This is a genomic window from Bacillus sp. MMSF_3328 (genome assembly GCF_030733525.1).
GTDB lineage: Bacteria > Bacillota > Bacilli > Bacillales > Cytobacillaceae > Bacillus_AB > Bacillus_AB infantis.
This window is the reverse complement of the sequence record NZ_JASHIV010000005.1, coordinates 178,411-197,177: the sequence shown is the minus strand read 5'-3', so window position 1 is coordinate 197,177 and position 18,767 is coordinate 178,411. Positions and strand designations below refer to the sequence as shown.

Here is an 18,767-nt window from a genome sequence, read left to right as displayed (position 1 = left end):
CATTGGAGGCAATGATTTGGCCGTTAGAAAAATAGTTACTTATCCAGCAGAGATACTTGAAGAGCCGTGCGAGACGGTTACTGAATTCGATAAGAAGCTTGTGAAGCTTTTGAATGATATGTATGATACGATGATAGAGTTTGACGGCGTAGGGCTTGCCGCCCCCCAGATCGGGATCAGGAAAAGAATCGCCGTCGTTGATATTGATGATGAAAACGGGACGATTGAGCTCATCAATCCGGAAATCATTGAAACAGGCGGGGAGCAGACAGGCCCTGAGGGATGTCTGAGCTTCCCCGGACTGTATGGAGAAGTGACAAGACCGTTCACTGTTAAAATAAAAGCCCAGGACAGAAAAGGAAAAAGCTTCACCCTGGAGGCAGATGATTTTCTGGCAAGGGCGATTCAGCATGAAATCGATCATTTGGATGGTGTCCTGTTTACATCTAAAGTGAACAGATACCTGGAAGAAGAAGAGTTGGAAGGGTTGGAAAGCGAATGACAAAAATCGTATTTATGGGAACACCGGATTTCTCGGTGCCTATCTTAAAGCAATTAATATCGGAAGGCTATAATGTGATTGCAGCGGTAACGCAGCCGGACAGGCCGGTCGGCAGGAAAAGAGTCCTGACGCCCCCTCCCGTCAAGGCGGAAGCTGTAAAGCAGGGAATCCCTGTCTACCAGCCCGAGAAAATCCGCGTAAAAGAGGAGCTGGAGAAGATCCTGGCCCTTGAGCCTGACCTGATTGTCACAGCTGCATTTGGCCAGATTTTGCCGAAGGAGCTGCTGGATTACCCTAAATACGGCTGCATCAATGTTCATGCTTCCCTGCTTCCTGAGCTGAGGGGCGGCGCACCAATCCATTATTCGATCATCCAGGGGAAAGAAAAGACAGGCATCACCATCATGTATATGGCTGAAAAGCTGGATGCAGGCGATATTCTGACACAGGCTGAGGTTAAAATCGAGGAGCAGGATACAGCTGGATCTCTGTTCGATAAGCTGAGCGCTGCGGGAGCAGCACTTCTGTCAGAGACACTTCCCAAGCTGCTAAAGGGTGAACTCGAGCCAATTCCCCAGAATGATGAAGAGGCGACATTTGCTTATAATATAAAAAGAGAGCAGGAACAGGTAGATTGGACCAAGACTGGTGAAGAGATATACAACCATATCCGCGGCATGAATCCCTGGCCTGTTGCTTTTACCACTCTTGACGGGTCAGTAGTGAAACTGTGGAGCTCTGCAAAAGTCGGCTTGAAGGAAAAAGCCCTTCCCGGAACAGTTGTCGGGATTGAAAAAGATGGCTTTATCGCGGCAGCCGGGAATATGACCGGCATTAAGATTACCGAGCTGCAGCCGGCAGGAAAGAAAAAAATGTCCGGAGAACAATTTCTCCGCGGTGCAGGCTCTTCCTTGAGCATCGGCACTGTGCTGGGAGAACAGCATGGCGAATAAAAATGTGCGCGAGGCAGCGGTAGAGCTGCTGGAAGCGATCGAAAAAAACCAGTCATACAGCAATCTCCTCCTGAACAGCAGCATCAAGAAAAACGATATCAGCAGCAAAGATGTCGGGCTCCTTACTGAGCTTGTCTACGGAACCCTGCAAAGGAAAATGACCCTTGATTATCAAATGGAGCCATTCCTTAAGAATCCCAAGAAACTTGAAAGCTGGGTGAGGCAGCTGCTCAGGATCACTTTTTACCAGATGATCTATCTGGATAAAATCCCTGACCGTGCCGCTATCTATGAAGCGGTGGAAATAGCCAAGCGCAAAGGGCATAAAGGTATTTCCGGGATGGTGAATGGCGTGCTGAGAAGCCTCCAGAGGCAGGGTGCCCGCAGTCTCGACAGCATCAAAGACAGTGTGGAAAGGCTGGCAATGGAAACGAGCCATCCGCTCTGGCTTGTCAAAAGATGGGTCGACCAGCTCGGGTTTGAACGCGCAAAAGAAATGTGCGAGCTTAATCTGACAGCTCCCATGCAGACAGGAAGGGTCAACCTTATGAAAGTAAGCATGGATGAATGCATGGCGATGCTGGAAGAAGAAGGCTACCTAGTAGAAGCCAGCCCTGTCATACCCGAGGCAGTCAAAAGCAAAAAAGGGAATCTTGCTCATTCACGGGCATTCAAGGAAGGCTATCTGAGCATCCAGGATGAAAGTTCTATGCTTGCGGCATATGCCCTGGGAGCAGAAAAGGATAATCATGTTCTTGATGCCTGTGCCGCTCCGGGCGGGAAAACAACCCATATTGCCGAAAAGCTTGGAAATACAGGACAAGTCATCTCCCTTGACCTGCATGAACATAAGGTTAAGCTTATCGCTGACAATGCCAGAAGACTGGGACTGTCAAATATCGAGACAAAGGCGATGGACAGCAGGACAGTACAGGAACACTTCAATGCGGGCTCTTTTGACCGCATCCTGCTTGACGCCCCATGTTCAGGCCTTGGTGTAATGAGGCGGAAGCCTGACATGAAATACACTAAAAAAGAAGAAGATATCATGCACCTGCAGAAGGTGCAGCTCAAACTGCTGGAAGCAGTCGCCCCTTTGCTGAAGGACGGGGGGACCCTTGTCTACAGCACATGTACAGTGGATCGGGAAGAAAACGAAAACGCAGTGAGGCAATTCCTTGATTCTCATCCCGAATTCTCCGGCGACCATTCCTTAGCAGAGAGACTGCCTGATGCAGTGAAAGCATTGGCAAAAGATTTTGAACTACAAATATTGCCCCAGGACCTGGGGTCGGACGGCTTTTATATAGCCAGCCTGAGAAAGAAGGTGCAATAGTGGAAAACGTTAAAACAACAGAGAAGAAGCAGACAGCCGAGCAAAAACCATCCATCTATTCATTGCAGCTCGATGAGCTGAAGGATTGGCTCAAGGAAAATAACGAGAAGGCATTCCGTGCCGCCCAGATTTTCGAATGGCTTTACCAGAAACGGGTGGCATCATTCGAAGATATGACAAACCTCTCAAAAGCTTTGAGAGATAAACTGAATGAAACCTTTACCTTGACGACATTAAAAACACTTATCCAGCAGACCTCTTCGGATGGAACAATCAAGTTTCTGTTCGAGCTTCATGACGGCTATTCCATCGAAACCGTTTTGATGCGCCACGAATACGGAAATTCCGTCTGTGTGACAACCCAGGTGGGCTGCCGGATAGGCTGTACATTCTGCGCTTCCACACTCGGAGGATTAAAACGTAATTTAGAAGCAGGAGAAATCGTTGCCCAGGTCGTAAAAGTACAACAGGCACTTGATGAAACGGATGAAAGGGTCAGCTCTGTTGTCATCATGGGCATCGGCGAGCCATTTGACAATTATGATCATATGATGTCTTTCCTAAGAATCATCAACCATGATGACGGGCTCAATATCGGAGCGCGCCATATTACGGTTTCAACAAGCGGGATCATTCCGAAAATCTACAAATTTGCAGATGAAAACATGCAGATCAACTTCGCAGTTTCCCTGCATGCGCCAAACACGGAAATCCGCAGCAGGCTGATGCCGATCAACCGTGCATATAAACTGCCGGACCTGATGGAAGCCATCCGCTATTATGTCGATAAAACGGGCAGGCGGGTAAGCTTTGAATATGGCTTGTTCGGGAGTGTGAATGACCAGGTGGAGCATGCTGAGGAGCTGGCTTCTCTGATTAAAGGGCTGAAATGCCACGTGAACCTGATTCCCGTCAATTATGTGCCTGAAAGGGATTATGTAAGAACACCGAAGGATCAGATCTTTGCTTTTGAAAAAGCGCTGAAGAACAGAGGTGTGAACGTGACCATCCGCCGTGAGCAGGGCCATGATATTGATGCAGCATGCGGCCAGCTCCGTGCGAAGGAGCGCAAAGAAGAGACGAGGTGACAGAATGAAAGCTGTCTTTATGACGGACAGGGGAAAGATCCGTCAGCATAATGAAGATAACGGCGGAATTTTTGTCAACCGCAGCGGGCAGCGCCTTGCCATCGTAGCCGATGGCATGGGCGGCCACCGTGCGGGTGACGTTGCCAGTGAGATGACCCTCCTGAAGCTGAAGGAGCTCTGGGAAGGCAATGCAGGGATTGAGACACCTGAGCAGGCTGAAGAATGGCTGAGGACCAATATCGGAGAAGTGAATGCCCTGTTGTTCGAACATTCAAAGAATAACAGTGAATGCGAGGGCATGGGGACGACCATTGTTGCCGCCATTGCGACCGGCCTGTTTGCCACCATTGCCAATATTGGCGACAGCAGGGGTTACATATTGAATGAATCTGGGTTCAAGCAGCTGACAGAAGATCATTCCCTTGTGAATGAGCTCCTCCGGTCAGGCCAGATTACAAAAGAAGATGCAGAGCATCACCCCCGGAAGAATGTTTTGCTGAGAGCACTTGGAACAGAAGAAAAGGTACAGATGGACACCAGGACCATCGTATTTGAGGAAGAAGATCTGCTGCTTCTCAGTTCGGATGGATTGACAAATAAGGTTTCAGAGCAGGAGATGCATGAAATCCTTGCCGGGGAGAAAAAGCTCGATGATAAGGCAGCGGATCTGATCCGGCTTGCCAATGACAACGGCGGTGAGGACAATATCACCCTTGTGATTGTCGAGTTCATGGATGCCGGCAGCTCTGGTGATACAGAATGCTGATTGGTAAAAGAATAAGCGGCCGCTATAAGATTTTGGATATGATCGGCGGCGGAGGGATGGCGAATGTTTATCTGGCGCATGACATGATCCTGGACCGCGATGTGGCCGTAAAGATCCTGCGCCTGGATTTTGCTGAAAATGATGAATTCATCAGGAGATTCCACCGTGAAGCGCAATCGGCTACAAGCCTCGCACATCCGAATATAGTGAGCATCTATGACGTCGGCGAAGAAGATTCAATCTATTATATTGTCATGGAATATGTGGAAGGGCAAACACTCAAACAGTATATACAGCAGCATTCCCCTGTACCCGTTGACACGGCACTGGATATTATGAAACAGCTTCTTTCCGCTATTTCCCACGCCCATCAGCATCATATTGTGCACAGGGACATCAAGCCGCATAATATCCTGGTTGACCGGCTCGGGAATGTGAAAATTACAGATTTCGGGATTGCCATGGCCCTGAGTTCAACAAGCATCACCCAGACCAACTCTGTGCTTGGCTCTGTCCATTATCTATCCCCTGAACAGGCAAGAGGGGGGATGGCCAATAAGAAATCGGATATATACTCCCTTGGAATTGTGATGTTTGAGCTTCTGACCGGCAGGCTGCCGTTTTCAGGAGAGTCGGCGGTTTCCATCGCGCTTAAGCATCTTCAGTCCGAAACCCCTTCATTAAGAAGGTGGAATCCGTCTATTCCCCAAAGCGTTGAGAATATCGTCCTGAAGGCAACTGCGAAGGACCCCTTCCATCGGTATGAAAATGTAGAGGATATGGAGGAAGATATCAGGACCGCCCTTGAACCGGGCAGAATGAATGAGAAGAAATTTTCGGTGCCTGATGATGATGATGCCACCAAAGCGATTCCGGTGATCACAAGCGATCGTCCCTATCAGAATATGGACGAAACGCGCGTGCATGAAAAAGATGATAAAGGCTCTTCAGCGGGTCCGGCTCCTGCTGCCAAAAAACAAAAGAAAGATAAGAAAAAGAAGAAGAAGTGGCCGATTGTCCTTGTTTCTCTTTTTCTCTTCTTTGTTGTAATGGGAGTACTGGCCCTGACAGTCCTTCCTGAGCTGTTTCTGCCAAAGGAAATCGAGGTTCCTGATGTGGCAGGGGAAACGATTGAGGATGCCACATCCATACTGACAAAAGCAGGTTTTGAGGTGGAAGATCCGGTCGAGATTAATGATGAAGAGGTAGAAGAGGGACTCGTTATCAAAACCGATCCGAAAGCCGGCAGGATGGCGAAGGAAGAATCCAGTATAACGATATATTTAAGTTCCGGGAAAGAGAAGTTTGAAATGTCGGACTATACCGGAAGATCCTTTGAAGAGGTCGAAAGCCTCCTCGAGAAAGAGGGCTTTACACAAATCACCCGGGAGGACGCCAATAATGAGGATGAGCCTGAAGGTACAATCCTTGAGCAGTCAATCGGTGAAGGGGAAGAAGTAATCCCTGGCGAAACCGGGATCGAGTTCACCGTAAGCAGTGGACCCGCACCCATTGTCCTGAAGGATCTTACTGGTCTGAATCTAAAGGGAGTTCAGGATTATGCTGAATCAACGGGACTGAAGATCGATACATCAAAAGAAGAGTACCATGATACAGTTGAAAAAGGCCTCGTCATCAGCCAGTCGCAGCCCGCAGGAACTGAGCTTGGCAAAGGTTCAGGCCTGTCAGTCACCTTCTCAAAAGGCAAGGAAGAGATTCCTCCAAAAACAGTGCCCATAGAAATCACGATACCATATGAGCCTGAGGAAGAAGGGGAACCGCAGGAAATCCAGATCCTTGTGGAAGATATGAATAATAAGATGACAGCGCCTTTTGATACCTTCTACATTACGGAAGAACGTAAGTATAATATGGAACTATTGATACAGGAAGGCAGCAAAGCGTATTATAAAGTTCTGAGAAACAGCCAGCAGATTATTGATGAAGAAGTCGATTATCCCGGGAACTAAAAAGAATTAGGAGTGTTTGTATGCCTGAAGGCAAAATCATTAAGGCATTAAGCGGATTCTATTATGTGCTTAGCGGCGAAAGAACTGTGCAATGCAGGGGCAGGGGAGTGTTCAGGAAAAATAAGATCACACCCCTTGTCGGAGACAATGTCGTATATCAGGCAGATAACGACAGTGAAGGATATATCCTTGAAGTGAAAGAAAGAAAAAATGAACTGATCAGGCCTCCGATTGCCAATGTGGATCAGGCCATTCTTGTTTTTTCAGCTATTGAACCGGATTTCAGTACAGCTTTACTTGACCGTTTCCTTGTGCTGGTTGAATTTAACCATATCCAGCCGGTTATCTGCATCTCAAAAATGGATCTGGTAAATGAAGAAGAAAGAATGAAGATTGAGGACTACGCAGCTTCGTACAGGGACGCAGGCTATGATGTGCTGCTGACTTCTTCAGAAAATGGGATCGGGATTGATGAACTGCTTCCTTTCCTTGAAAGAGGAATTTCGGTTTTTGCAGGGCAGTCGGGAGTTGGAAAGTCTTCTCTCCTCAATGCCCTCAGGCCGGAGCTGGAACTCAAAACGGACATCATTTCCTCACATCTGGGAAGAGGGAAGCATACAACACGCCACGTGGAGCTGATTGAAATCGGCCAGGGATTTGTTGCTGATACGCCGGGATTCAGTTCCCTTGAATTCACCGATATTGAAGCAGAAGAACTGAATTTCTGCTTCCCTGATATCAGGGAAAAAAGCGAGGCTTGCAAATTCCGTGCCTGCCTGCATATTTCCGAGCCGAAATGTGCGGTCAAAGCAGCGGTTGACAACGGAGAGATCCCGCAATACAGATATGAGCATTACAAAGATTTCCTCCAGGAAATAAAAGATAGAAAGCCGAGGTATTAATATGGTTAAGATTGCACCATCGATATTATCTGCTGATTTTTCCCGGCTGGGAGAAGAAATCAAGGATGTAGAAAGGGGAGGGGCCGACTATATCCATGTGGATGTAATGGATGGCCATTTTGTCCCGAATATCACGATCGGCCCGCTGATTGTAGAGGCAGTCAGACCGATTACAAAGCTGCCGCTTGATGTGCATCTGATGATTGAAAATCCAGATCAGTATATCGAAGCCTTCGCCAAGGCAGGCGCCGATTATATTACAGTCCATGCAGAAGCATCCAGGCATCTGCACCGGACGATCCATCTTATCAAGTCTTATGGTGTAAAAGCAGGCGTCGTCCTGAATCCAGCTACACCGGCAGAAGCTCTTAAGCATATCATCCAGGATATCGACATGGTCCTGCTGATGACAGTGAATCCTGGCTTTGGGGGCCAGAAATTCATTTCATCGGTGCTCCCGAAAATCAGGCAGGTAAAAGAAATGGCTGCAGAGCAGGGGCTGGATCTTGAAATTGAAGTGGATGGCGGTGTGAATGAGGAGACGGCTAAGCTCTGTATAGAGGCAGGCGCAAATGTCCTTGTCGCCGGTTCTGCCGTTTATAATCAGAAAGACCGCGCGAAAGCAATCGCAGCACTTAGAGGATAAAAAAAGAAAAGCCAGCTGAATGATTCGGCTGGCTTTTCTATAAACTAATTTAAGAAAGACAGGTGATACCGCTGATTATCCATATACTTGCAGGAGGGCCGGTGGAACTTCTTCCGGAACTTGTACCTGCTGATGAAGGGGATATTTGGGCAGGTGTGGACCGGGGAGTCTTTACCCTGCTCTCAAAAGGAATTGTTCCGCAGGCCGCATTCGGCGACTTTGATTCAGTATCTCCCGATGAGATGATGAAAATCCGGGAAGCTGTAAAGAAAGTCCGGCTGTTCAACCCTGAGAAAGATGAAACCGATATGGAGCTTGCCATCATCTGGGCACTGAAGCAGGAACCCGAAGCCATCAAAATATATGGAGGGACCGGGGGGCGCCTCGACCACTTCTTTGGCAATGTGCAGCTCCTCATCGGGCCGCTCCTGAAAGGCGCTAGCACCCATATCGAGCTGATAGACAGCAGAAATATCATTTATGCCAAAGGCCCGGGGGCTTATACTGTCCTGCCCTTGGAGAATATGAAATATGTCTCCTTCGTCCCGGTGACGAGCCATATAAAGGACCTGACGCTCGTAGGCTTTAAATATCCGCTGAAAAATAAATATGTCCCGCTCGGGTCTACCCTGTGCATTAGTAACGAACTTAATCATGATTATGGTACTTTTTCATTTACCGAAGGCATAATAATGGTGATAAGGAGTCATGATTAAAAGTCTTAAACAAAGTGTACTCATCTTAATCTTTTGAATATGATGGTAAGGGCGCAAAAGAGGACAGAGAGATTTGCGGTTAGATGGCGAGGAGGGACATATCCATGAAGTTTTATACGATTAAATTGCCGAAGTTTTTAGGCGGACTTGTCCGCGCGATGCTAGGAACCTTCAAAAAGGAATAAAAGTGATAGATCCATAGCAGAACGTACAAAAATACCACACCTTCAGCAGCATCCGGACAGCGGATGCTGATTTTTTTTGCAAGGAAGGATATAGAAGCAAGTGCGGTTTTGCGGGGACGGAGAAATAAAAAAGGACATCCGCGGGATGTCCTTTTCGAGCTGTTACACTCGTTCTACTTTACCTGATTTAAGCGCTCTTGCAGAAACCCAAACACGTTTAGGCTTACCGTCTACAAGGATGCGAACTTTTTGAAGGTTAGCTCCCCAAGTACGCTTGTTTGCATTCATAGCGTGGGAACGCTTATTGCCTGAAGTTGTTTTTCTACCTGTTACGACACATTTGCGTGGCATGTATATTTCCCTCCTAACTCACAAAGCTTGAAACTATTTTTTCATGCTTTCATTTGCAATGATCATATTGCTCAATCTAAGTAATGGAAAAACAGTAACGAGTATGTTTTTCGGCATTAAAAGATACTTTAATAATTTATCATACAACCCAAATGAATGCAATAGTTGTGATGCAACCTTTCAAGAAAATTTCCTTGACATAGTATACGGGAAGCTGCCCTATAATAAGAAAGGGGAAGTATAGCTTTTAAATTTACCCTTGATATAGTAAAATGACTTTAGTCAAGGAGCAATTTCCAAAGGGGGAACGACTCATGTCCATTGAATTAAAAACGAAATTCGGGCAAATTGATATATCTAATGATGTGATTGCTACTATTGCCGGTGGCGCAGCTGTTGACTGCTACGGCATTGTAGGGATGGCTTCCAAGAACCAGATTAAGGACGGGCTTACCGATATTCTGCGCAAGGAAAACTTTACACGCGGTGTGATTGTGCGCCAGGAAAGCGAAGAAGTACATATCGATATGTATATTATTGTGAGTTATGGAACGAAAATTTCCGAGGTTGCCCACAACGTGCAATCAAAAGTAAAGTACACCCTTGATAAAACTGTTGGACTTGCCGTTGACTCGGTTAATATTTACGTTCAGGGAGTTCGTGTAACGAACCCGTAGTGAGGAGGAAAGATTTGTGTCAATTACAGTTTTAGATGGAAAGCGTTTCGCGGAAATGGTGATGCAGGGTGCAAACCACTTATCCTCTAATGCCAAATATGTAGATGCGCTAAACGTTTTCCCGGTTCCTGATGGAGATACAGGAACCAATATGAATTTATCGATGACTTCCGGAGCGAAGGAAGTCAGGAATAATGTCCAGGCGCATATTGGAAAAGTGGGCACTGCCCTTTCAAAAGGATTATTGATGGGTGCCCGCGGGAATTCGGGTGTCATCCTGTCACAGCTGTTCCGCGGCTTCTCTAAAGCAATTGAGCAAAAGTCTGAAATTACAGCAAGCGAGTTTGCAGACGCGCTGAATACTGGTGTCGAGACCGCCTATAAAGCTGTCATGAAGCCGGTTGAAGGGACGATCCTGACCGTTGCAAAGGATTCTGCCAAAAGGGGTGTCCAGGCTGCGCAAAGCGAGGACGATATTATCAAAGTCCTTGAGGAAGTCCTGAAGGAAGCAAAAGCTTCGCTGAACAGGACGCCTGACCTGCTGCCTGTTCTGAAGGAAGTCGGCGTTGTGGACAGCGGCGGGCAAGGCCTTGTATTTGTCTACGAAGGCTTTCTTGCTGAGCTGAAGGGCGAAAAGCTTCCTGACGCACCTGCCTCTCTTCCGAGCATGGATGAAATGGTAAATGCCGAACATCATAAATCAGTCCAGGGGCATATCAATACGGCAGATATTGAATTCGGCTATTGCACTGAATTCATGGTTAAGCTTGAAGAAGAAAAACTGAACGGAAAAAACTTTTCTGAAGATCTTTTCCGTCAGGATTTAAGCCGTTTCGGGGATTCTCTTCTGGTGATTGCCGATGAAGAACTGGTGAAGGTACATATTCATTCTGAGCAGCCCGGAGATGTGCTGAGCTATGGCCAGAAATATGGCAGCCTGGTGAATATGAAAATTGAAAATATGCGCCAGCAGCACACAAACATAGTGGGTGAGACACATACCCCGCTAAGGACCGGAGAACCTGCCAAAACAAACGAGAAGCTTGAATACGGCATTGTAGCTGTGTCTATGGGCAGCGGCATTGCTGACCTTTTCAGAAGCATTGGCGCCCATGTTGTCATTGAAGGCGGCCAGACAATGAATCCGAGCACCGAGGACATTGTTAAGGCCATAAAGGATGCGAATGCCAAAAAGATCATCATCCTGCCGAACAACAAGAACATTATTATGGCTGCCCAGCAGGCCGCCGAGGTAGCAGAGGAAGACGTTGTTGTCATTCCATCCAAAACTGTGCCGCAGGGTATGGCTGCACTGCTTGCTTTCAATCCTGGTGCAGGCCTTCAGGACAATGAAAGCGGCATGAGCGAGGCTTTAAGCCATGTCAAGACAGGACAGATCACTTTTGCTGTCCGTGACACGAGCATCGACGGCCTTGAAATCGAAAAAGAAGATTTCATGGGAATCGCTGATGGCAAAATCGTTGTCAAAGATAAGGATAAGACTGAATCAGCCAAAAAGCTCCTCACACATATGATTGATGAGGATGCTGAAATTATTACAATCCTTAAGGGCGAGGATGCATCCGAGGCAGATTTGGAGGCCATTGCAGACTTCCTGGAAAAAGAATACGAAGACATAGAAGTTGAAGTGCATGACGGCAAACAGCCATTGTACGCTTTCATCTTTTCAATCGAATAGCCTTACCAGGAAATAGAAGGGGATGCCCCTTCTATTTCTATCTATGCAGGCAGGCAATGCCCCCGAAACTTGCCGAAGCTCCCAAATAGAGATCCCCGGATGCATCCACAGTCATATTCTCCTATAAAGTATAATCGAAATCAGGTGATTAATATGTTGAACGAACCAGTTACAAGTATAAAAGGAATAGGTGCAGAGACCGCTGAAGCACTGGCAGATATGAATATTTTTACTGTCGGCGACCTTTTGGAGCATTTCCCGTTCCGCTATGAGGACTACCGGCTTAAAGACCTGTCAGAAGTCAAGCATGAGGAAAGGGTTACAGTGGAGGGAAAAATCCACAGCGAGCCTTTGCTGACTTATTATGGGAGAAAACGGTCGCGCCTGACGATAAGAGTCCTTGTCGGCCGTTATTTGATCCAGGCGGTATTTTTTAACCAGCCTTACTTAAAAAAGAAGTTTGCCATCAATGATTCTGTCACGATTACCGGGAAGTGGGATCAGCACCGCCAGATGATTTCCGCCAGTGAAATTCATCTTGGGGAGAATGCAGCTTCCAAGGATTTCGAACCTGTATACGCAGTGAAAGGCAGCATTACGGTAAAAGGCATCCGCAGATTCATTGGCATGGCGTTCAGCCAGTATGCTGACAGTATTGCGGAGACACTGCCTGAGCGGCTTCTTGAGCAGTATAAGCTCTTGAACAGGAAAGATGCCCTCAGGGCGATGCATTTTCCGGGCGGACCCGAGGATTTGAAGCAGGCAAGGCGCAGATTTGTTTATGAAGAATTTTTATATTTCCAGCTTAAAATGCAGGCGCTCAGAAAATTCGAGCGTGAACAGTCAAAAGGGATTGTCCAGACGTATGACTTGAAAAAGCTGAAAGAATTCATCGGATCGCTTCCCTTTCCTTTGACTGGAGCCCAAAAAAGAGTAGTGAACGAAATCCTGTCTGATATGAAATCCCCATACCGGATGAACAGGCTCCTGCAGGGTGATGTAGGCTCCGGCAAGACGGTCGTAGCTGCCATCGGTTTATATGCAGCAGCAACAGCAGGCTATCAGGGGGCACTGATGGTCCCGACAGAGATACTTGCCGAGCAGCATGAGAAATCGCTGAAAGAGCTGCTGGAGCCTCAGGGCCTGTCGTGTGAGCTGCTGACAAGCTCTGTCAAGGGAAAGAAGAGAAAAGAGATCCTAGCCAGGCTTTCGGAAGGGGAAATTGATGTTCTGATCGGTACCCATGCCCTCATCCAGCAGGAAGTCGAGTTCAAGCGGCTCGGATTTGTCATAACAGACGAACAGCACCGGTTCGGCGTAGAACAGCGCAGGGTGCTCCGTGAAAAAGGTGAAAGCCCTGATGTCCTGTTCATGACAGCAACTCCGATTCCAAGGACGCTTGCCATAACGGTGTTCGGGGAAATGGATGTATCTATTATTGATGAGATGCCTGCAGGCAGGAAGACAATCGAAACTTACTGGGCAAAGCAGGAAATGCTGGACCGGATTCTCCAATTCATGGAGAAGGAGCTTTCCAAAGGAAGGCAGGCATACGTCATTTGCCCGCTGATTGAGGAATCGGACAAGCTGGATGTCCAGAATGCAATCGATGTCCACAGCAATCTGACATTCTATTATCAGGACCGGTATAAAGTAGGGCTGATGCATGGCAGGCTCCATCCAGAGGAAAAGGATGGAGTGATGAAAGATTTCAGCCGCAACGAGATACAGATCCTTGTATCTACAACTGTCGTTGAAGTTGGGGTCAATGTGCCTAATGCTACCATTATGGTAATCTATGATGCAGAGAGATTCGGGCTGTCCCAGCTGCACCAGCTGAGAGGAAGGGTCGGAAGGGGAAGCGAACAGTCTTATTGCATCCTCCTTGCCGATCCAAAATCAGAGGTCGGGAAAGAACGGATGAAAATCATGTCTGAGACCAATGATGGCTTTGTTCTCAGTGAAAAGGATCTGGAACTGAGGGGGCCTGGAGACTTTTTCGGCCGCAAGCAAAGCGGCATGCCTGAATTCAAGGTGGCAGATATGGTCCATGACTACCGCGCTCTTGAAACGGCGCGGAATGATGCATCGAAGCTGATACAGTCCAGCATCTTCTGGGAAGGTCCGGAATATGGGATGCTAAGGGAATATCTTAAAAATACAGGCGTATTCCATGGGGAAAAGCTTGATTGAAGCGGGAAGCAGACGGAGACAGAACGGAAAAGTTCTGCCTTGCGCTCTGCTTTTTTTTTGTATATACTGCTATTAGTACCTAGTCTTAATATCTCGGCGGTGGAGGATATGAGAAAAAATAAAAAAGAACGCCAGCAGCTGCTGGTTGAAACGATAAAGGATAATCCCTTCATTACAGACGAGGATCTGGCCGACCGTTTTTCAGTCAGCGTCCAGACCATCCGGCTCGACCGTCTCGAGCTTTCCATTCCCGAGCTGAGGGAAAGGATCAAAAATGTTGCGGAGAAATCTTTCGAGGATGAAGTAAAATCTCTTCCCATAGATGAAGTCATTGGGGAAATCATTGACATAGAACTTGATAATACGGCGATTTCTATATTTGATGTAAAAGAAGAGCATGTATTCAAAAGGAACCGGATTGCCCGAGGCCACCACCTTTTTGCACAGGCCAATTCACTGGCTGTCGCTGTCATAAATGACGAGCTGGCACTAACGGCTAAAGCGAGCATACAGTTTACCCGCTCAGTACACCAGAATGAGAGGGTAATCGCAAAAGCAAAAGTCGTTAAGATCGACAACAGCTCTGGCAGGACACTTGTAGAGGTTTCAAGCTTTGCGAACAATGAACTGGTTTTCAAAGGCGAGTTCGACATGTTCCGTTCCCACAGAGAAGCATGAAAATAATCCGTTAACAAGCAGGGGATGATGCAGAATGATGAAGATAGCGATAGATGCAATGGGCGGAGACAATGCCCCAAAGGAAATTGTACTCGGGGCCATGAAGGCTGCAGCAGAATTCAAGGACATACATATTACACTCGTCGGTGACGAAAAGAGAATCAGGGAGCATCTCACAGTGAGTGAGCGGATCGAAATCATCCATACAGAAGTGATGATCCTTGGCACCGATGAACCGGTCAGGGCAGTGCGGAGGAAGAAGGATGCTTCTATGGTCCTCGCAGCCAGGCAGGTCGCTGATGGCAATGCGGATGCATGCATTTCAGCCGGGAATACAGGCGGACTGATGGCAGCAGGGTTATTCGTTGTAGGAAGGATTGAGGGCATTGAAAGGCCGGCATTATCGCCGACTTTGCCGACAATAGATGGCAAGGGATTCCTCCTGCTTGATGTAGGGGCAAATGTCGATGCCAAACCTGAGCACCTTCTGCAGTATGCCGTCATGGGATCGATATATTGCGAAAAAGTCAGGGGCATCTCCAATCCCCGAGTAGGCCTTTTAAATATCGGCACAGAAGAAAAAAAAGGAAATGAACTGGCCAAGAATGCATTTGGACTGATCAAAGATGCCGGACTGAATTTTGTCGGGAATGTAGAAGCAAGGGATCTCCTGGAAGGTGCGGCAGATGTTGTCGTCACTGATGGATTTACAGGGAATATGGTTCTGAAGACGATAGAAGGCACCGCCTTATCCGTCTTTAAAATGATGAAAGAGGCGATGACAAGCAGCCTGAAGAGCAAAATGGCAGCAGCAGTGCTGAAGCCGGACCTTGTCCAGCTGAAATCAAAGATGGACTATTCGGAGTACGGCGGAGCCGGGCTGTTCGGACTGAACGCTCCTGTCATCAAGGCCCATGGTTCCTCTGACAGAAATGCGCTCTACAGCGCAGTCAGGCAGACACGTGAAATGGTGCAGAATAATGTGGCGGAAACAATAAAGGCAGCAGCAGAAAAGCTGCCTGCAACAGGCAGGGAATAGCCTGCAGATTTCTTTGAAAAGGAGAAGAGAAAATGGGGAAAATTGCATTTTTATTTCCTGGCCAGGGCTCTCAGACTGTTGGCATGGGGAAATCTTTGGCAGAATCAGATAATAAAGTAAAAGCTGTCTTTGATCAGGCAGACCAAAGGCTGAATGATAAGCTATCAAGCCTGATATTTGAAGGGCCGCAGGAGACACTGACATTAACGGTCAATGCCCAGCCGGCGCTTTTGACGACAAGCATTGCCATTCTCGCTAAGTTCCGTGAGTCAGGAATCAGAGCTGATTATACAGCCGGACACAGCCTTGGTGAATATACTGCCCTTGTCGCTGCAGGCAGCATCTCTTTTGAAGACGCGGTGCATGCGGTAAGAAAAAGAGGCGAGTTCATGGAGGCGGCGGTTCCAAACGGTGAAGGCACGATGGCAGCAGTCCTCGGCCTCGGCAGGGATGAACTGCGTGCGGTGACAGAGGAAATTTCAGGGAAAGGACATCCGGTACAGCTGGCAAACCTGAATTGCCCCGGCCAGATCGTAATATCCGGCTCCAGGCAGGGCGTTGAGCAAGCTTCTGCAAAAGCGAAAGAAGCAGGCGCCAAGAGGGTCCTTCCGCTTGATGTCAGCGGACCGTTCCACTCATCTCTGATGAAGCCGGCAGCAGAGAATTTGCGGGGTGTCCTGGACAGCATCACGGTTTCCGATGCGCAAATTCCAGTCATCTCCAATGTCAGTGCCGCCGAAATGACGGAATCAGGGGATATTAAAGAAAAGCTTGTCCAGCAGCTCTATTCCCCGGTGCTGTGGGAGGATTCTATTGAAAGGATGATCGGCCTCGGAGTCGATACATTCATTGAAATCGGCCCAGGAAAAGTTTTATCAGGGCTTGTTAAAAAAGTAAACCGCTCAGCCAAAACATATGCTGTTTCAGATGAAGCAAGCTGTGCGGCTGCAATTGAGGCATTAAAGGGGGAACCGCAATGAAGCTTGAGGGCAAGTCAGCGATCGTAACAGGCGCTTCCAGGGGAATTGGCCGCGAAATTGCATTGGAGCTTGCGAGGCAAGGAGCCAATGTGACAGTCAACTATTCAGGAAGCGAAGCAAAAGCTAACGAGACTGTTGAAGAAATTAAGGCGCTCGGCCGTGACGCATTTGCTGTAAAGGCAGATGTATCAGACAGTGAGGCTGTAACGGCCATGATGAAAGAGACAATCGAAAAATTCGGAAGCATTGATATTCTTGTCAATAATGCAGGCATCACCCGCGATAATCTTCTTATGAGAATGAAAGAGGAAGAATGGGATGAAGTCATCAGCATCAATCTCAAAGGTGTCTTCCTTTGCACGAAGGCGGCAACAAGGCAAATGATGAAGCAGCGCAGCGGCAGGATCATCAATGTATCATCGATCGTCGGTGTCAGCGGCAACCCTGGACAGGCCAACTATGTTGCCGCAAAGGCAGGCGTCATCGGCTTGACAAAAACTTCTGCAAAAGAACTGGCTACAAGGGGAATTACCGTCAATGCAATTGCCCCTGGCTTCATCTCGACTGATATGACAGACAAGCTTAATGAAGAAGTGAAAGAGCAGATGCTGTCAGGAATCCCCCTCGGACGGCTTGGCGAACCTTCAGATATTGCAAAGGTAGCCTTATTCCTGGCTTCTGAGGACAGCCGCTACATGACAGGGCAGACCCTCCATGTTGACGGCGGAATGGTGATGTAGAAGCCTCTTCAGCAGACAAAAGAAAAAATTGTTAGGCTGGACATTTATTAATCTGCTAAAATGCTCTATAATGTCTTGAGGGGAGGTGACAAGCATGGCAGATGTGTTAGAACGTGTAACAAAGATCATCGTAGATCGTCTTGGTGTTGAAGAGTCTGAAGTAACATTGGAAGCTTCTTTCAAAGAAAATCTTGGCGCAGATTCCCTGGATGTAGTTGAACTGGTTATGGAACTGGAAGATGAATTCGATATGGAAATCTCTGACGATGATGCAGAAAAGATCGCAACAGTCGGCGACGCTGTGAATTACATAAAAGCTAATGTGTAATCGTTAGATTGAGCAAAGCTCCGTTTTGAACGGGGCTTTCTTCTATAAAGGCGGATACAGGGATGATTCACATGCCGGCAGAGCCCGTGCTTCCTGATGAATCGGCCCATTGGTCCAAGAGGCTGGAAGCTGCCTGGAATATTCAGGATGCTTTCAGGTTTTTTTGCGTTTTTAAGAATTATTACGTAAACTGATAATGTATGTAAACTATTAGCAAGGTGGAGGCAATATGCGCAAGAACAATAAAGACCAAGAGAAAAAAGCATACCGCGCGGCAGAAATGCAATTCAGGGAGTTCCAGAAGAAAATCGGGATTTCCTTTGAAAATGAAAAGCTGCTGAAGCAGGCTTTTACACATTCATCGTATGTGAATGAGCATCGGAGAAAGCCGTATGAAGATAATGAACGGCTGGAGTTTTTAGGGGACGCCGTACTTGAACTGACTGTATCCCAATTTTTATACAAGAAATATCCCATGATGAGCGAAGGAGAGCTGACAAAGCTGAGAGCGGCAGTTGTGTGTGAGCCATCCCTGGTTACATTTGCCAATGAGCTTGAGTTCGGGAAGCTCGTCCTTCTCGGCAAAGGGGAGGAAATGACAGGCGGAAGAGAGCGTCCGGCTTTGCTTGCAGATGTGTTCGAGGCATTTATCGGCGCATTATACCTGGAAAAAGGGATAGATACAGTCATCGGATTTTTAGAACAAACGGTCTTTCCAAAAATAAATTCGGGTGCTTTTTCTCATGTGATGGATTTCAAGAGCCAGCTTCAGGAGCTCGTCCAGCGTGATGGAGCGGGTGCAATTGAGTATAAGATCCTTCAGGAAAAAGGCCCTGCACACAGCAGGGAGTTTGTCTCACGTGTTTCCTTGTCAGGGAATGAGCTCGGGACCGGGACAGGCAGATCGAAAAAAGAAGCAGAACAGCACGCGGCACAGATGGCGCTGGAGATTTTAAAATCCCATTTGCAGAATGACTCAACATCCCAAGAAAATCAACCGAGAAGCTAGGAGGGATAT

Annotated in this window: 20 protein-coding genes; 19 read left to right on the top strand and 1 reads right to left on the bottom strand. The window is 47.5% G+C overall.

Annotation, left to right across the window (positions count from 1 at the left end; genetic code table 11):
• Positions 1 to 16 precede the first annotated feature (16 nt).
• The 10 genes from def (at position 17) to spoVM (ending at position 9,064) form a co-directional block, all read left to right on the top strand.
• Entirely contained in the window at positions 17 to 502 is a 486-nt protein-coding gene (gene def, locus RBB45_RS11645) for a peptide deformylase (RefSeq protein ID WP_035403535.1), read from the top strand.
• Entirely contained in the window at positions 499 to 1,455 is a 957-nt protein-coding gene (gene fmt / locus RBB45_RS11640; protein ID WP_129611794.1) for a methionyl-tRNA formyltransferase, read from the top strand. The genes def and fmt overlap by 4 nt, the downstream gene beginning before the upstream one ends.
• Positions 1,445 to 2,791 (top strand): 16S rRNA (cytosine(967)-C(5))-methyltransferase RsmB, encoded by a 1,347-nt coding sequence (gene rsmB, locus RBB45_RS11635; RefSeq protein WP_009795964.1) that lies wholly within the window; start codon positions 1,445 to 1,447, stop codon positions 2,789 to 2,791. The genes fmt and rsmB overlap by 11 nt, the downstream gene beginning before the upstream one ends.
• Complete coding sequence (rlmN, locus tag RBB45_RS11630) at positions 2,791 to 3,879, top strand: dual-specificity RNA methyltransferase RlmN (RefSeq protein WP_009795963.1); 1,089 nt, start codon at positions 2,791 to 2,793, stop codon at positions 3,877 to 3,879. The genes rsmB and rlmN overlap by 1 nt, the downstream gene beginning before the upstream one ends.
• A 4-nt stretch (positions 3,880 to 3,883) precedes the next feature.
• Positions 3,884 to 4,645 (top strand): Stp1/IreP family PP2C-type Ser/Thr phosphatase, encoded by a 762-nt coding sequence (locus tag RBB45_RS11625; protein WP_009795962.1) that lies wholly within the window; start codon positions 3,884 to 3,886, stop codon positions 4,643 to 4,645.
• A complete protein-coding gene (gene pknB, locus RBB45_RS11620) occupies positions 4,639 to 6,615 on the top strand; it encodes a Stk1 family PASTA domain-containing Ser/Thr kinase (RefSeq protein ID WP_224950198.1) in 1,977 nt (658 codons plus the stop codon). Before RBB45_RS11625 ends, pknB begins: the two co-directional genes overlap by 7 nt.
• A 20-nt stretch (positions 6,616 to 6,635) precedes the next feature.
• Positions 6,636 to 7,517: a ribosome small subunit-dependent GTPase A gene (gene rsgA, locus RBB45_RS11615; RefSeq protein WP_009795960.1), complete on the top strand. Its 882-nt coding sequence runs from the start codon at positions 6,636 to 6,638 to the stop codon at positions 7,515 to 7,517.
• 1 nt (position 7,518) lies between these two features.
• Entirely contained in the window at positions 7,519 to 8,163 is a 645-nt protein-coding gene (rpe, locus tag RBB45_RS11610) for a ribulose-phosphate 3-epimerase (protein WP_009795959.1), read from the top strand.
• 71 nt (positions 8,164 to 8,234) lie between these two features.
• A complete protein-coding gene (locus RBB45_RS11605) occupies positions 8,235 to 8,879 on the top strand; it encodes a thiamine diphosphokinase (protein ID WP_224950260.1) in 645 nt (214 codons plus the stop codon).
• A 104-nt stretch (positions 8,880 to 8,983) separates the two neighbouring features.
• Positions 8,984 to 9,064 (top strand): stage V sporulation protein SpoVM, encoded by an 81-nt coding sequence (spoVM, locus tag RBB45_RS11600; RefSeq protein WP_022543708.1) that lies wholly within the window; start codon positions 8,984 to 8,986, stop codon positions 9,062 to 9,064.
• A 162-nt stretch (positions 9,065 to 9,226) separates the two neighbouring features.
• On the opposite strand, the gene rpmB is transcribed toward spoVM, so the two are convergent.
• Entirely contained in the window at positions 9,227 to 9,415 is a 189-nt protein-coding gene (gene rpmB, locus RBB45_RS11595; RefSeq protein WP_009795956.1) for a 50S ribosomal protein L28, read from the bottom strand.
• Positions 9,416 to 9,729: 314 nt separating this feature from the next.
• Between rpmB and RBB45_RS11590 the strand changes: the two genes are divergently transcribed.
• The 9 genes from RBB45_RS11590 (at position 9,730) to rnc (ending at position 18,758) form a co-directional block, all read left to right on the top strand.
• A complete protein-coding gene (locus RBB45_RS11590; protein ID WP_009795954.1) occupies positions 9,730 to 10,092 on the top strand; it encodes an Asp23/Gls24 family envelope stress response protein in 363 nt (120 codons plus the stop codon).
• A 16-nt stretch (positions 10,093 to 10,108) separates the two neighbouring features.
• Complete coding sequence (locus RBB45_RS11585) at positions 10,109 to 11,791, top strand: DAK2 domain-containing protein (RefSeq protein ID WP_009795953.1); 1,683 nt, start codon at positions 10,109 to 10,111, stop codon at positions 11,789 to 11,791.
• Between the two features lie 144 nt (positions 11,792 to 11,935).
• Positions 11,936 to 13,984 carry an ATP-dependent DNA helicase RecG gene (recG, locus tag RBB45_RS11580; protein WP_371931575.1) on the top strand — a complete coding sequence of 683 codons (2,049 nt, stop codon included), beginning with the start codon at positions 11,936 to 11,938 and terminating at the stop codon, positions 13,982 to 13,984.
• Between the two features lie 108 nt (positions 13,985 to 14,092).
• On the top strand, positions 14,093 to 14,662 hold the full coding sequence (gene fapR / locus RBB45_RS11575) for a transcription factor FapR (RefSeq protein ID WP_009795951.1): 570 nt from the start codon (positions 14,093 to 14,095) through the stop codon (positions 14,660 to 14,662).
• Positions 14,663 to 14,699: 37 nt separating this feature from the next.
• On the top strand, positions 14,700 to 15,701 hold the full coding sequence (plsX, locus tag RBB45_RS11570) for a phosphate acyltransferase PlsX (protein ID WP_224950262.1): 1,002 nt from the start codon (positions 14,700 to 14,702) through the stop codon (positions 15,699 to 15,701).
• Between the two features lie 32 nt (positions 15,702 to 15,733).
• Positions 15,734 to 16,681, top strand: a complete 948-nt coding sequence (fabD, locus tag RBB45_RS11565) for an ACP S-malonyltransferase (protein WP_009795949.1) — start codon at positions 15,734 to 15,736, stop codon at positions 16,679 to 16,681.
• A complete protein-coding gene (gene fabG, locus RBB45_RS11560; RefSeq protein WP_094767483.1) occupies positions 16,678 to 17,421 on the top strand; it encodes a 3-oxoacyl-[acyl-carrier-protein] reductase in 744 nt (247 codons plus the stop codon). Before fabD ends, fabG begins: the two co-directional genes overlap by 4 nt.
• 94 nt (positions 17,422 to 17,515) lie before the next feature.
• Positions 17,516 to 17,749 (top strand): acyl carrier protein, encoded by a 234-nt coding sequence (locus RBB45_RS11555; RefSeq protein ID WP_009795947.1) that lies wholly within the window; start codon positions 17,516 to 17,518, stop codon positions 17,747 to 17,749.
• A gap of 229 nt (positions 17,750 to 17,978) precedes the next feature.
• A complete protein-coding gene (rnc, locus tag RBB45_RS11550) occupies positions 17,979 to 18,758 on the top strand; it encodes a ribonuclease III (RefSeq protein ID WP_009795945.1) in 780 nt (259 codons plus the stop codon).
• Positions 18,759 to 18,767 lie beyond the last annotated feature (9 nt).

Excerpts from the sequence above, each read along its gene's own strand:
- fmt (WP_129611794.1), top strand. The coding sequence starts at position 499 with ATGACAAAAATCGTATTTATGGGAACACCGGATTTCTCGGTGCCTATC.
- rsmB (WP_009795964.1), top strand. The coding sequence starts at position 1,445 with ATGGCGAATAAAAATGTGCGCGAGGCAGCGGTAGAGCTGCTGGAAGCG.
- RBB45_RS11625 (WP_009795962.1), top strand. The coding sequence starts at position 3,884 with ATGAAAGCTGTCTTTATGACGGACAGGGGAAAGATCCGTCAGCATAAT.
- pknB (WP_224950198.1), top strand. The coding sequence starts at position 4,639 with ATGCTGATTGGTAAAAGAATAAGCGGCCGCTATAAGATTTTGGATATG.
- rsgA (WP_009795960.1), top strand. The coding sequence starts at position 6,636 with ATGCCTGAAGGCAAAATCATTAAGGCATTAAGCGGATTCTATTATGTG.
- rpe (WP_009795959.1), top strand. The coding sequence starts at position 7,519 with ATGGTTAAGATTGCACCATCGATATTATCTGCTGATTTTTCCCGGCTG.
- spoVM (WP_022543708.1), top strand. The coding sequence starts at position 8,984 with ATGAAGTTTTATACGATTAAATTGCCGAAGTTTTTAGGCGGACTTGTC.
- rpmB (WP_009795956.1), bottom strand. The coding sequence starts at position 9,415 with ATGCCACGCAAATGTGTCGTAACAGGTAGAAAAACAACTTCAGGCAAT.
- RBB45_RS11590 (WP_009795954.1), top strand. The coding sequence starts at position 9,730 with ATGTCCATTGAATTAAAAACGAAATTCGGGCAAATTGATATATCTAAT.
- fapR (WP_009795951.1), top strand. The coding sequence starts at position 14,093 with ATGAGAAAAAATAAAAAAGAACGCCAGCAGCTGCTGGTTGAAACGATA.
- plsX (WP_224950262.1), top strand. The coding sequence starts at position 14,700 with ATGAAGATAGCGATAGATGCAATGGGCGGAGACAATGCCCCAAAGGAA.
- fabD (WP_009795949.1), top strand. The coding sequence starts at position 15,734 with ATGGGGAAAATTGCATTTTTATTTCCTGGCCAGGGCTCTCAGACTGTT.
- fabG (WP_094767483.1), top strand. The coding sequence starts at position 16,678 with ATGAAGCTTGAGGGCAAGTCAGCGATCGTAACAGGCGCTTCCAGGGGA.
- RBB45_RS11555 (WP_009795947.1), top strand. The coding sequence starts at position 17,516 with ATGGCAGATGTGTTAGAACGTGTAACAAAGATCATCGTAGATCGTCTT.
- rnc (WP_009795945.1), top strand. The coding sequence starts at position 17,979 with ATGCGCAAGAACAATAAAGACCAAGAGAAAAAAGCATACCGCGCGGCA.